Annotated in this window: 13 protein-coding genes; 7 read left to right on the top strand and 6 right to left on the bottom strand. The window is 40.0% G+C overall.

The features are described from left to right. Positions 1–160: 160 nt before the first annotated feature. Complete coding sequence (locus WYK_RS06985; protein ID WP_040373843.1) at positions 161–1,120, bottom strand: ABC transporter substrate-binding protein; 960 nt, start codon at positions 1,118–1,120, stop codon at positions 161–163. A 195-nt stretch (positions 1,121–1,315) separates the two neighbouring features. On the opposite strand from WYK_RS06985, the gene WYK_RS06980 reads away from it, so the two are divergent. Both WYK_RS06980 and WYK_RS06975 read left to right on the top strand, forming a co-directional pair. Beyond that, positions 1,316–2,317, top strand: a complete 1,002-nt coding sequence (locus WYK_RS06980; protein WP_051387365.1) for a FecCD family ABC transporter permease — start codon at positions 1,316–1,318, stop codon at positions 2,315–2,317. Then, positions 2,314–3,363, top strand: coding sequence for a FecCD family ABC transporter permease (locus WYK_RS06975; protein ID WP_040373824.1), 1,050 nt, complete (start codon positions 2,314–2,316; stop codon positions 3,361–3,363). The genes WYK_RS06980 and WYK_RS06975 overlap by 4 nt, the downstream gene beginning before the upstream one ends. Positions 3,364–3,445: 82 nt before the next feature. Here the strand turns inward: WYK_RS06975 and WYK_RS06970 are convergent, their stop codons facing one another. Further along, positions 3,446–3,631, bottom strand: a complete 186-nt coding sequence (locus WYK_RS06970) for an SE1561 family protein (RefSeq protein ID WP_040373823.1) — start codon at positions 3,629–3,631, stop codon at positions 3,446–3,448. Positions 3,632–3,775: 144 nt separating this feature from the next. Here WYK_RS06970 and yfkAB point away from each other — a divergent pair, with 144 nt between their 5' ends. Continuing rightward, positions 3,776–4,900 (top strand): radical SAM/CxCxxxxC motif protein YfkAB, encoded by a 1,125-nt coding sequence (yfkAB, locus tag WYK_RS06965; protein ID WP_040373822.1) that lies wholly within the window; start codon positions 3,776–3,778, stop codon positions 4,898–4,900. A gap of 45 nt (positions 4,901–4,945) precedes the next feature. On the opposite strand, the gene WYK_RS06960 is transcribed toward yfkAB, so the two are convergent. Together WYK_RS06960 and cax are read right to left on the bottom strand one after the other, a co-directional pair. Continuing rightward, entirely contained in the window at positions 4,946–5,758 is an 813-nt protein-coding gene (locus WYK_RS06960; protein ID WP_040373821.1) for a YfkD famly protein, read from the bottom strand. A 512-nt stretch (positions 5,759–6,270) separates the two neighbouring features. Next, positions 6,271–7,335, bottom strand: a complete 1,065-nt coding sequence (cax, locus tag WYK_RS06955) for a calcium/proton exchanger (protein ID WP_040373820.1) — start codon at positions 7,333–7,335, stop codon at positions 6,271–6,273. 124 nt (positions 7,336–7,459) lie between these two features. Between cax and WYK_RS06950 the strand changes: the two genes are divergently transcribed. After that, on the top strand, positions 7,460–8,641 hold the full coding sequence (locus WYK_RS06950) for an MFS transporter (RefSeq protein ID WP_040373819.1): 1,182 nt from the start codon (positions 7,460–7,462) through the stop codon (positions 8,639–8,641). A gap of 224 nt (positions 8,642–8,865) precedes the next feature. On the opposite strand, the gene WYK_RS06945 is transcribed toward WYK_RS06950, so the two are convergent. Both WYK_RS06945 and WYK_RS06940 read right to left on the bottom strand, forming a co-directional pair. Further along, entirely contained in the window at positions 8,866–9,705 is an 840-nt protein-coding gene (locus tag WYK_RS06945) for a YihY/virulence factor BrkB family protein (RefSeq protein WP_040373818.1), read from the bottom strand. Between the two features lie 26 nt (positions 9,706–9,731). Continuing rightward, on the bottom strand, positions 9,732–10,121 hold the full coding sequence (locus WYK_RS06940; RefSeq protein WP_051387364.1) for a YtxH domain-containing protein: 390 nt from the start codon (positions 10,119–10,121) through the stop codon (positions 9,732–9,734). Positions 10,122–10,298: 177 nt separating this feature from the next. Here WYK_RS06940 and WYK_RS06935 point away from each other — a divergent pair, with 177 nt between their 5' ends. The 3 genes from WYK_RS06935 to mobB all read left to right on the top strand — a co-directional run bounded on the left by WYK_RS06935 (position 10,299) and on the right by mobB (position 12,444). Beyond that, positions 10,299–10,520, top strand: a complete 222-nt coding sequence (locus tag WYK_RS06935; RefSeq protein ID WP_040373817.1) for a DUF1128 domain-containing protein — start codon at positions 10,299–10,301, stop codon at positions 10,518–10,520. Positions 10,521–10,660: 140 nt separating this feature from the next. After that, positions 10,661–11,926: a molybdopterin molybdotransferase MoeA gene (locus WYK_RS06930; protein ID WP_040373816.1), complete on the top strand. Its 1,266-nt coding sequence runs from the start codon at positions 10,661–10,663 to the stop codon at positions 11,924–11,926. Beyond that, complete coding sequence (gene mobB, locus WYK_RS06925; protein ID WP_051387363.1) at positions 11,920–12,444, top strand: molybdopterin-guanine dinucleotide biosynthesis protein B; 525 nt, start codon at positions 11,920–11,922, stop codon at positions 12,442–12,444. Before WYK_RS06930 ends, mobB begins: the two co-directional genes overlap by 7 nt. Positions 12,445–12,510: the final 66 nt, after the last annotated feature.

The following is a 12,510-nucleotide window of genomic DNA, read 5'->3' as shown; positions in this document are numbered from 1 at the left end:
AGAATATGGATAATAAAGTACGCAAACCAAACGACAGTGAAGGATTGTAAGATAACTCTCAAAAACCGCTTCGAACACTTCCAAAAACCTACCTACTCTTTTAACTTGGATCCAATTGCTCAAAAAAAGAGCTGGGTATCCCAGCTCTTTTCACCTATTCTTATTTAACTTCAAAAATTGCTGCAATTTCGTCTAGCACTAGGTTAGCAGCTAATACACCACCTGCTGTGTTCCAAACAGCATCCTCTACTTTATGAGCATTGCCATTTTTCACTACACTTAGATTGTTCCAAAGGCCATCTTTTGTCCATTCTTCCTCTGTTGCAGTGGCTTCTTTGTCACCTTGTGGTGCATATGTAAAATAAAAGAGTATATCTGCATCCATGTCTGGGATTGACTCCTTGCCTACTTCGATGGCTAGATTTCCAAGCTTGTTGTCTTCATTAAATAAGCTCGCTTGTTTTTCTGTACGCTTGAAGCCTAATTGATCAAAGATGACACCAGAGAATGAATCCGTATAATAAATCCGAGTGATTCCTGCCATAAACCGAACCACCGATATTTCTTGATTCGTCTTATCTCCTAGTTTTCCTTTTAAGTCTTCTACTTTTTGGTCATAGTCTGTTAAAACTGTTTTGCCCTTCTCTTCAGCATTGACAGCTTTTGCATACAGGTTAAAATTTTCTTTCCAATCACCTCGTAATGTTTCAGCAAAGATGGTTGGAGCAATTCCTTTTAATTGCTCATACACTGCTTCTTGACGAATTTTGTTGCCGATAATCAGGTCAGGCTTTAATGCCGCGATTTTTTCAAGGCTGACTTCACTTTCTGTTCCAACAACCTCTACGCCTTCCATGTCAGCTGCGATATGTTCGTACCATGGATCTCCCAACCATGATTGAACTGCTCCAACCGGCTTAATGCCTAACGCTAAAAGTGCTTCCGTTCCTTCATTTGTCAGGACAACAACACGTTTGGGAGTCGTTTTGAGTTCAGTTTCACCCATTGCATGTGTAACCGTATAGCTTGTCTCTTCTGTTGAACTCTCTCCTTTTTCTTCCTTCGTGGCTGATTCTTTATCTCCGCATGCCGCTAATGAAAATAGAGCGAGCATAGACATTACCGTTAAAAGTACTCTTAGTTTCTTCTTTTTCACTATTTTTCCTCCTGAAAATATGGTATTATATTCAAATGATAATCATTCTCAATATCACTTTTTCCAGAATAATGCATCTTTTCTTTTCTGTCAACCCTAAATTCTGAAGACTTTTTATATTCAATCTAAATTTAACTAGAATAGAATGGTAGGTTACTAATGCTTAAGACATCTCTTTCTAAACTAACTATTTTCATACTAACTGGTTTCCTCATGGTCTTTTTCATTGGCATGAGTATTGTGTTTGGATATACCAATACTTCAATCCAATTGGCCTATGAAGCCTTTACCCAGTTCAATGAATCAAATGAGCATTTGATCATTCGTACAGTCAGGCTGCCTCGTGCATTAATTGCCGCGGCCTGTGGAGCCTCTCTCGCCATCACAGGCGTGCTGATGCAAACACTGACGAAAAATCCACTTGCTTCCCCTGGAATTCTTGGAATAAACGCAGGAGCTGGTTTTGCGGTCGTGCTTTCCATCACCATTTTTCATATTAGTAGTTTACAGGCTTTTGCGTGGATTTCTTTTCTTGGTGCCGGCCTTGCTGCCATTTGTGTTTATGTAATCAGTTCTGCAGGTACAGGCGGGTTAACCCCGATGAAGATTACGCTCGCTGGTTCAGCAATCTCGGCGATGTTTTCTTCGCTGACACAAGGGATTCTCGTTACAAATGAAGCCGGATTTGAGCAGGTATTATTCTGGCTTGCGGGATCCGTCCAAGGAAGGAAACTCGAACTGTTAGCGGCCGTTTCCCCCTACCTATTTATTGGTTGGACCGCCGCACTCATGATTGCACCCAGAATGAACGTGTTAGCAATGGGGGACGATGTAGCAGTAGGCCTCGGTCTTAAATTGGGAAGGATTAAAATCTTCACTGGAATCATTGTTATTCTGCTCGCAGGAAGTTCCGTAGCTGCAGCGGGACCAATTGGCTTTATTGGCATTATCATTCCACATATAGCAAAAAAAATAATTGGTTTGGATCATCGTTGGCTGATTCCCTATTCTGCATTGCTCGGCGCATCTTTACTGCTGGCCGCGGATATAGCAGCAAGGTACATAATTATGCCCCGAGAAGTTCCCGTTGGTGTAATGACGGCGCTAATTGGAACACCGTTCTTTATTTACATCGCAAGAAAGGGGCTCAGTCAATCATGAGTAAGTATTACAGTTTTCGTATTCTGGCTGATAAAATTTCCTTTTTAATTGATAAGAAGGCAATGATCAAAATCGGCTTCCTCGCTCTCTTAACTCTTCTCATCTTCATCATAAGTGCAGGTCTAGGCGGGATGCCAATCAACCCGCTTCATGTACTTCAGGTATTCTTTGGAGGGGGAGAGGATATGGAGCGTCTGGTCGTCATGCAATTCCGCCTCCCTAGAATTATGGTATCAATATTTGCCGGAATGGCTCTTGCTGTTGCTGGAGGAATTCTGCAGGGGATGGTCCGGAATCCATTAGCCTCTCCTGATATTATTGGAATTACTGCTGGCGCAGGAGCCGCAGTCGTTGCTTTTTTATTTTTATTCAGTGACCATAACCATTCATTAACGGTCAGTATAAAATGGATGCCTGCTGCTGCCTTTATTGGAGCTGCCATCGTGGGCTTCAGCGTCTATTTCCTGTCCTGGCGAAATGGCGTCACACCTGTTCGTCTTGTGCTTGTTGGAATTGGTATTGCAGCACTCATGCAGGCGTGTACAACATTATTAATGGTAACCGGCCCTATTTACCGAGCTGCTGAAGCTAATATTTGGATAACTGGAAGTGTTTCTGGTTCCAGCTGGGAGAAAGTCCAGATTCTTGCGCCTTGGACGATTATTTTACTAATCATTGCTTTTCTCTCAACTCGGACTATTAATGTTCAGGAACTTGGTGATGAAGTAGCAATAGGCCTTGGCAGCTCTGTTGAGCGACAGCGCTTTTTCCTTTTACTAATCAGTACCTGCCTTGTAGGCGGAGCCGTCGCGTTTGCCGGCGGCATAGGATTTGTCGGATTAATGGCACCGCATATGGCACGACGTCTTGTTGGTTCTTCCTTTGACGCACTTCTGCCCACCTCGGCCTTTATTGGTGCCGTCCTCGTAATGCTTGCGGATCTTATCGGACGGACAGCATTCGGTCCCCTTGAAGTTCCAGCTGGTGTATTTACAGCTGCCATTGGCGCTCCTTATTTTATCTATTTGTTAGTTAAGACTAAATGAACAAAAAACAGCATCGCGTCACCCAAATGGTGACGCGATGCTGTTTTTCGCATGTTCTAACTGGCATTACATATATTTTTTATTATTCACTACGTTTTTTAAATTGCTCTATTTTTGTTTCTAGTTCATCAATAATCGTAATTAGACGATCGATATCATCAAGTTCTGTAGTTTCAGGATCAATATTTTCAAGAACCTCTAGGAACATCGCCAGGCGCTCTTTTAAATAACTCAGTTGGTCGTCTTTTTTATAGATGGATTTTCCCATGGGGCACTCTCCTTTCATTGTTCTTCTATCGTACCTAACAAAAGGAAAAAGTTCAATACCTCTCATATACGATTTCACAATTGACATTATTTCTTGGTAGTCCATAATGAGTAGTGCAATCTTATGTAAGGAGATAAACATACCATGACACTATTGAAAAACCAACCACTTAAAATTACTCCGTCACATGATCCATGGGAAGCATATATGGATATTGAACAATATGGAAAAATGACATTGACTAATATCGAGTTTACAACGACTACGCTTTGCAATATGCGCTGTGAGCATTGTGCTGTAGGATATACGCTGCAGCCTAAGGATCCGAATGGGCTGCCAATAGAATTACTTCTTCAGCGTCTTGAAGAAATTCCTTCCTTGCGTTCACTCAGCATAACCGGCGGTGAACCGATGCTTTCTAAAAAAAGTGTAAAAAATTATGTGGTCCCCCTTTTGAAGTATGCGTATGAAAGAGGTGTGCGGACACAAATTAATTCAAATCTAACGCTGGATCTTGAACGTTATGAAGAAATTATCCCCTATCTAGATGTTTTACATATTTCACATAACTGGGGAACACTCGATGAATTTATTGACGTTGGATTTGCCATGATGGACCGGAAACCAACTCGAGAACAACGAGCAAAGCTATTTGATAAAATGATTACCAATTCACGCGCTTTAACCGAGGCAGGAGTACTAGTCTCTGCAGAAACCATGCTCAATAAATCAACACTTCCTTATCTTGAACATATCCACAAACAAATTGTGGAGGAAATGGGCTGTCAGCGTCACGAGGTGCATCCAATGTACCCAAGTGATTTTGCTTCAGCTTTAGAAACACTTCCATTACCTGAAATGCGGAAAGCGATTCATCATTTACTTGATATTCGAGATGAAAATACGTGGATGTTATTTGGCACACTTCCTCTATATCCGTGCAGCAACGATCCGGAAGATCTCAGGCTGCTTCAAAGACTATATGACAGCAAAAACGTCACTGTTCGAAATGATCCCGATGGCCGCTCCCGTTTGAATGTTAATATTTTCACTGGTGATGTCATTGTGACCGACTTTGGCGATGCACCAGGTCTAGGGAATATTATCGATCAACCGCTGACAGAATCGTACAATACGTGGATGAAGTCAAAACTAGCGAAATCACTGAGTTGTCATTGTCCGGCCGTAAAATGCCTTGGACCAAATGTTCTCGTTAAGAATGCTTATTATCCTGAGATAAACTTTTTAGAAAATAAATCGAACATCTAACAAAAACAGGGCCTGCTAAGGTCCTGTTTTTGTTAGATGGAAAGCTTACCGTGGCTGCTGGGCAGCGGTAAAACTAAAAGTCAGATGATCTTGTATTGGAATCCAAGCACCAATTCCTTGAGATGTGATGTTTTTAATATCAATAGTCCGTGTATTCCCTTTTAGTATCAGATATACCTCGCCATATGTGACCTTCCCCTTCTCATTTATTGCAGGTACGTAAGCATTTAGGTACCCTAGACGCTGCGAAGGAATATTATACGTCTGGTCTTTTTTTGTGCCGCCTCCAATAATTGTTTCAAAGGAAAGAGGTAAATTGGTTTTTTCAGATGCTTTAAGCAGCATCATTTTTTGTACATCTGCAGTAGCAGGTATTTTAGCAGTCAGTCCACCACGAATTACTTTTTGAGCTTGTTGATTATAATGAAGTGGGTAGACAGTATCTGTGCCGCGATTGTCAAAAAAATTGGTATTCACTTGCTGGTACTCCCAATTAGGTGACGTTTCCGTGGATTGATAATTTAAAGCCCAGTGACCTAAATAAATGGTTGCCCGGTATCCAATGACCAACGGAGCTTTTGATATCGCCGTTTCATTCAGCATATGAATGAGTTCTGGGTTTTCAATCTTAATTTCAGTTGTTTTAATCAATGACTTTGCAAACTTGCTAGGCATGAGATACGGCAAATCCTGAGTTGGATTTGGGTATGTATTTTCCTTAGCAATATTTAAAACAGAAGATGGAATCTTTGTCTTACTCGCCTCAGGAACTTTGTTTGAGGGTGTAGTTTCTGCAAAGGTCTGTTGTCCAATCAGCAGCAATATCATCATAGCAGCTAAACAAATAAATCGTTTCATCGTGGCACTCCCTTTAAAGAGTAGTCAATTTTGTTTTTATCATCTGCCAAGCCCGTCCATCTTATGCATGTTAGATAAATATTTTGCCTTTTTTTAATTAACTGAATCTTTACAAAACTTAATATGTGTTATATACTGATTTTACCTTAATATGAAGGAGGCGAAGCTCGTTTGTAACACATCTAAGTCTAGGAGGAATGCTTATAGAGACAATTCCCTGCTACCGATGCTTACTTATACTAACGAAATTCGCTGGTGATACTTAAATAAAGGATGGTGACATTCTAGAATAACTTGTTCATTGCATGTTTTGGCATTTACGTATTAGTACGATAAGCTGCTAACCATTAAGTTGATAATCATGTATAAGAATAATGTTCATTTTGGATAATTAGATGCTCGTACACTTACCAATATAAAATGGCTCTTACTGTAGGTTTCATTACAGCGAGAGCCATTTTTGTTTTTCCACTAAAAAACCAACCTGCGTCAATGCAGGTTGGTGACGAACCTTATAGTAAATAAAAACCAATTCCCATGATGACATAAGCTGCAAGCAGCGTAAGACCTTCAAACCAGTTTGTTTCTCCATCGTTAGAAATACTAATCATTAATAATACTGCAGTTACCATAGCTATTAGCTCTGGTAGTGTAAAGACAAGCGGCATCGAGGTGGAAAACAGTAATGAGATGAGCACTAGTACTGGTGCAACGAACATCGCAATTTGCAGGGTTGATCCCACGGCTATTTCTACCGTAATGTCCATCTTGTTTTTATAGGCCATTACTAAGGCTGATGCGTGTTCTGCCGCGTTTCCGACAATGGCAACAATGATTACCCCGATAAACAGCTCAGACCAACCAAAGCTTTCTCCAACTTCACTAAAGGTATGAACTAAATGTTCAGATACATACGCGACTGCTACAGTAGCCGCTGCTAATACGAGTATGGCTGTCTTCTTACTCCATTCTGGTACCTCTTCTTCATGGTTTTGGTCTGCAAGACGTTCGGTCGGCTGATACACTCCACGATGAGTGACCAGCTTAAAGAATAAGGCAGCTAAATAAAGTAAGATTAATACCACCGAAATTCCTATGCTTAACGACATGGTTGCTTGCTCGTTCATATTAACCGAGAAAACCTCAGGAATCACAAAAGCCACAACTATAGCAAAAATTAATAGTCCGGCATTATGTCTAGCATCAAATACATTGAACGTTTGTCTTTTGTATTTTGTTCCTCCGATAAAAAAGGACAAACCTGCAACCAATAACAAGTTTCCTAACACGGAACCTGTCAGCGAAGCTAACACTACGCCGATTAACCCGGCTTTTAATGAGTAAATAGAAATAATTAACTCAACTGCATTACCAAATGTTGCGTTAAGTAATCCCCCAATTCTTGGTCCTAATACAATAGCTAAACTTTCTGTGGCTCTCCCCATAAAACTAGCAAGAGCGATGATGGTTAAGCAATAAATGACGAACATTAACACACTTGGCCAGTGCAGCAATGTGCCTGCCACTGATAATGGTACTCCAACACCTACAAGAATTAAAAACAGTTTATTAATCATCGCTTCAATCTCCATTTTACAAATTTTACACATTATTTTTATGTATTTATACTATATTCCCTTTTTGCTATTGTATAATCCACTTATTAGTTTAAAAATTATACATATCAAGGAGAACTAGGGAATGAATCAGAAATTATTAATTGGCATTTTAATCAGCCTTGTGGGGATTTCAGGGTTTTCTCAAGGAATGCTTTTGCCCGTAATTGCGGTCATATTTGAAAACAATGGTGTAAGTTCTTCGTTAAACGGACTACATGCAACGGGACTATATATAGGGATATTGCTTATTTCACCGTTAATGGAAGGGCCGCTCAGGAAATTTGGCTATAAACCGTTAATTGTTGCGGGAGGACTAACCGTCATTCTTTCCCTTGGAATGTTCCCTGTTTGGAAATCCTTTTGGTTTTGGTTTGTTCTTCGGCTGCTGATTGGCATTGGTGACCACACGCTCCACTTTGCTACACAGACCTGGATTACAGCAATCTCACCTATACAAAGACGTGGGCGGAATATCGCTATTTATGGTCTTTCTTTTAGCATAGGCTTTGCCATTGGTCCACTAATGGCTAAACTTCTGGATATAAATGAAGCTTTACCGTTTATTATTTCAAGCATCATGAGTCTACTAGTCTGGACATTCGTCTTTTTCTTAAAAAATTCTTTTCCTGATCAAGACCCTGATCTTGAAACATCCTCATTTTTCGGTACACTTAAACGTTTCTCTAAAGTCAGCCGATACGCATGGGTAGCCTTTCTTCCGCCATTTAGCTATGGTTTTCTTGAGGCCACACTTAACGGCAGTTTTCCTGTCTACGCATTGCGTTCTGGACTTGACCTTTCAAGTGTCTCTATTATTATTCCAGCATTTGCCGCTGGCAGTATCATTTCGCAAATACCACTTGGTATGCTAAGTGACAAATATGGCCGGCATAAGATTTTGATGATTATTATGTTCTCTGGTTTTTTAATTTTCACCATCGCAGGCTTCGTTGATCAATCTACCGTAGGGTTATTTACGTGTTTTTTAGCTGCTGGCATCATGGTCGGATCCACTTTTTCTTTAGGAATCAGTTATATGGCCGATTTACTGCCATCAAACCTATTACCAACTGGAAATCTTTTGTGCGGTATTTTTTTCAGTTTAGGAAGTATTACAGGACCTTTCATTGGCGGAATCATCATACAATTTTTAGAAGGAGGATTTTTCTTCGTCATGAGTTCCATGCTGCTGATTATTTTTATTTCATTAGGATTATTTAAAGAAAAAAGCGCAGAGGGATACAGCATTAGTAATAGCAGATAGAGACTATATGTAGAGTAAAGGCTGACGAGAAATCTCGACAGCCTTTACTTGATGACTTTTAATGGTATGCATTTTTTCCATTAGCTGATCCACTTGTCTTATTCTTTGAGTGCTTCTTTCCCTTTTTCTTCGTACTGCTTTTCGCCATTTTTTCAACCCCCTAGTTGAACTTCCTTTTAGTATGGCTTTTCATAAGGAAACTCAACACAGAAATCAATGGATGACTACTCACATTTTGGATTATTCTTTTCACTTCTCATGGCATTTAATTCACCGCCGATAATAATAATTATCCCCGATAAATAAAACCAAATCATTAAGACAATTATTCCGCCAAGACTTCCATAGGTATTTGCATAATTACCGTAGTGTTCCACATAAAACGAAAATCCCCAGGAAACGATGCCTAACCCGCAGGTTGCAAACACAGCACCAGGAAGTACAGTCAAACATTTCAGTCGCTTATTAGGGGCAATCCAATAAAGAACCGTAAAGACTAACAACACAATCAAAAGGGTTATGATCCATCTTAACGCAATCCAAACGGACAAAAATTCCTTGGTCATCCCCAAAGCATCAAAAAGAAAGAGACCAATTTGTTTTCCAAATACGGGAAGCATGAGGGCAATAACAAAAACAAATAACATAGCCAGTGTCAGCAAGATTGAAACGAACCTCGCCATGATATAGTTTCTCGTCTCAGGTACATCGTAGGCTCTATTGAAAGCTTTAATTATAGCGTTTAACCCATTTGAAGCTGACCATATCGTTCCTAAGATTCCCAAAGAGAGCAGAGGTCTGCTCCCCTTCATAATCTCGGTTAAATTATCTTCAATTAATTTCATTGATTCGGGCGGTGCAAAACTGCCAATCGAGTTAAGGATATCGTTTTGTGAAATTGGCAGGTAAGGCAAGAGAGTAACCAGAAAAATCAGCAAAGGAAATAAAGACAATAGGAAAAAATAAGCCAATTGTGAGGCCATCCCCACTGCGTCATCTCCATGTATTCGCTTCATCAGCTTAACTAAAAAGGATTCATGCACCCAGTCAAAATTACTGGACATATCTCACCTGATTTCTGCCCCTTATTTTATAGCATTGTTTGTTTTTGCGGAATGTCTCTCGAAGTATTGCTGCCTTTGTCTTGTTCAAACGATTCCTTCGTATCGATTACCATCTTCACTAGTTGAGAAGGCACCTCTTTAAACTCATCCACTTTATCCGCAATGAAAGAAACATCATCTGATATTTTCTCAACTGTACTCCTCATCGTTCCCGTTGCTTCTTTCACCTGATTCAGTACACCATCTGGATGTAATAAAAAGTTTTTGACGCCTGAAGCAAAGGATTTACCATTGACGGCTACTGAGCTTCTAGTTTCCTTATCAAATAAACTTATTACCGCACCTGCCAGGGCGCCTAGTAATACTGCTTTCGTAAATTGACTGTTTTTTTTATTCTCATTGAAATGTTGAGTCATCACTTTGTCCTCCTTTACTATATATCCATTTTTAGAAATTTATTCTTTAAGTATATCTCATCTGTCCACATTTATTTTATATTATCACTAACTAAAAGGAGAAATGAACATTGACTTCTTCGAGTAATCATGAAAAGATGGACATAATTGAACCCTGAAGCGAAAGGAAGAAAAATAATGGATTTGTCTACTAACACACCCGAAACCATCGAATACATGGTGGATGAAATTAAAACAAAGCTTAAATTCATGAATTTCGGTGCGATTAAATCCACCAATTTCAATTCTGAAATGTACGAAGAACTTCGCGACATTTATGAAATGGTCATGAGAAAAGGTAATTTCAGTCCAAGAGAGATGGAAGCCATTGCGGAAGAACTTGGTCGATTAAGAAAATAGCTTTAGCTTAAACCGTCCCGTATAACCGGAACGGTTTTTTTGTAGTATCTTTCGAGAGCCTTGAAATATACCATCGCTGTCATTATTTTGTTATAGTTGTACCATAAAACAGGACATAGAAAAAATAGGAGTGAAAAATGATGCTCGAACGTAGAATACCAATCAGCGTAGCAGAAGCTGTTACTAAAATTATTGATAAAAAAGGCTTTGGAGAAAAAGAGTATGTCACCATAGCAGAATGTCAGGGGCGTTTTTTAGCTGAGGATATTGTCGCCACTCATGATGTACCTCATTTCAATCGTTCCCCCTATGACGGGTTTGCTCTTCGATCTGAAGATACCACATTCGGTTCGCTTTCTAATCCACTAGAGTTTGAAGTAATTGAAGAACTTGGAGCAGGGATGGTTTCTTCGAAAACTGTGCAAAAAAACCAAGCTGTACGAATTATGACAGGTACCCAAATGCCAGCAGAATGTGATTCGGTTATTATGCTAGAACTAACAAAAGGCTTTGAGAAAGATGGGAAGAAGTATATTTCTTTTAAACGATCCATAAAAAAAGGAGAAAATGTCTCTTTTCAAGGAGAGGATGCTAAGAAAGGCGACGTCATAATCAAAAAGGGGAGTCAAATTAACCCAGGAATGAAAGGTGTATTGGCTACATTCGGTTATGCGGAAGTACCTGTCGCAAAAAAACCGGTAATCGGACTTTATGCAACTGGTTCTGAGTTATTAGAAGTACATGAACCGCTTCAAGCTGGGAAAATCCGCAATAGTAATGCCCATATGATTGCTGCTCAGATAGCAAGAGCAGGCGGTGAGGTTGTCTACTTTGGCCAATTAGTGGATGAACTTGAAACGAGTTACCGTGCCATTTCAGTTGCGATCGATCAGGTAGACATGTTAATTACTACTGGTGGTGTATCGGTAGGAGATTATGACTATCTGCCCGACATTTATCAAAAATTAGGCGCAGAAGTTCTCTTTAACAAAGTTGCTATGCGGCCAGGTAGTGTCACCACGGTAGCTGCTCTTGGGAATAAATTATTATTCGGACTTTCCGGAAATCCATCCGCCTGTTATGTAGGTTTTGAATTATTTGTCAGGCCGATTGTCCGTTCTCTTTCTTTCTCTGATACACCGCATCTACGTAAGGTACAAGCCTACTTAGGTACGGACTTACCAAAAGCCAACCCTTTCCACCGCTTTGTCCGCACTACCTTGACTTATCAAGATGGCAGGCTCGAAGTAGTGCCAAGCGGCGTCGACAAGTCAAATATTATTATGAGTCTGGCTGGTGCAGATTGTTTAACGATTCTCCCAGGCGGGACCCGCGGTTTCCAAAAAGGTGACTTAGTAGAAACCTTATTACTTGATGACCAAACTGGAAGTAGCTGGCCATGGTAAATACCATTGTTTTTCAAATTGTTGGATTTAAAAACAGTGGTAAAACCACGCTTATTAAAAACTTGATTCACTTACTAACCAACCAACAAATTGAAGTGGCGGTCTTAAAACATCATGGTCATGGAGGGATACCCGATATTGGCGAAAATGATTCTGAACAACACTTTTCAGCCGGTGCAGCTGCCTCAATGGTAGAGGGTGCCGGAACGATTCAGCTTTTGTCACGAATGAGTAAGAATGAACCTCCTTCCGTGCCCGCCCTGCTTGGTGTACTGCGTTTTTTTGAACCGCATGTCATATTGATTGAAGGCTATAAACGCGAAATTTATCCAAAGGCCGTATTAGTTAAAGAAGAAAGCGATTTTAAACTGTTAAATGAACTAGATAATATTCAAGCAGTTATCGCTTGGCCAGATTGCTATCAGAAGGCTGCCAATCTCGTTTCAAAACCCATTCCTATTTTCCAACTTGGGGAGTCAGATTTCTATGACTGGTTCCTAAATGAATATTGTCAGTAACTAAAAAGATCATTCTGATGAAAGAATGATCTCAGACTGTAGACAAACTCGGGTAAGATTTAAAAT

Source organism: Peribacillus psychrosaccharolyticus ATCC 23296 (assembly GCF_000305495.1).
GTDB classification, from domain to species: Bacteria; Bacillota; Bacilli; order Bacillales; family DSM-1321; genus Peribacillus; species Peribacillus psychrosaccharolyticus.
This window is presented reverse-complemented; position numbering and strand designations above follow the sequence as displayed.

Excerpts from the sequence above, each read along its gene's own strand:
- WYK_RS06970 (WP_040373823.1), bottom strand. The coding sequence starts at position 3,631 with ATGGGAAAATCCATCTATAAAAAAGACGACCAACTGAGTTATTTAAAA.
- WYK_RS06975 (WP_040373824.1), top strand. The coding sequence starts at position 2,314 with ATGAGTAAGTATTACAGTTTTCGTATTCTGGCTGATAAAATTTCCTTT.
- WYK_RS06940 (WP_051387364.1), bottom strand. The coding sequence starts at position 10,121 with ATGACTCAACATTTCAATGAGAATAAAAAAAACAGTCAATTTACGAAA.
- cax (WP_040373820.1), bottom strand. The coding sequence starts at position 7,335 with ATGATTAATAAACTGTTTTTAATTCTTGTAGGTGTTGGAGTACCATTA.
- WYK_RS06930 (WP_040373816.1), top strand. The coding sequence starts at position 10,661 with ATGCTCGAACGTAGAATACCAATCAGCGTAGCAGAAGCTGTTACTAAA.
- yfkAB (WP_040373822.1), top strand. The coding sequence starts at position 3,776 with ATGACACTATTGAAAAACCAACCACTTAAAATTACTCCGTCACATGAT.
- mobB (WP_051387363.1), top strand. The coding sequence starts at position 11,920 with ATGGTAAATACCATTGTTTTTCAAATTGTTGGATTTAAAAACAGTGGT.
- WYK_RS06980 (WP_051387365.1), top strand. The coding sequence starts at position 1,316 with ATGCTTAAGACATCTCTTTCTAAACTAACTATTTTCATACTAACTGGT.
- WYK_RS06960 (WP_040373821.1), bottom strand. The coding sequence starts at position 5,758 with ATGAAACGATTTATTTGTTTAGCTGCTATGATGATATTGCTGCTGATT.
- WYK_RS06985 (WP_040373843.1), bottom strand. The coding sequence starts at position 1,120 with ATGTCTATGCTCGCTCTATTTTCATTAGCGGCATGCGGAGATAAAGAA.
- WYK_RS06945 (WP_040373818.1), bottom strand. The coding sequence starts at position 9,705 with ATGTCCAGTAATTTTGACTGGGTGCATGAATCCTTTTTAGTTAAGCTG.
- WYK_RS06950 (WP_040373819.1), top strand. The coding sequence starts at position 7,460 with ATGAATCAGAAATTATTAATTGGCATTTTAATCAGCCTTGTGGGGATT.
- WYK_RS06935 (WP_040373817.1), top strand. The coding sequence starts at position 10,299 with ATGGATTTGTCTACTAACACACCCGAAACCATCGAATACATGGTGGAT.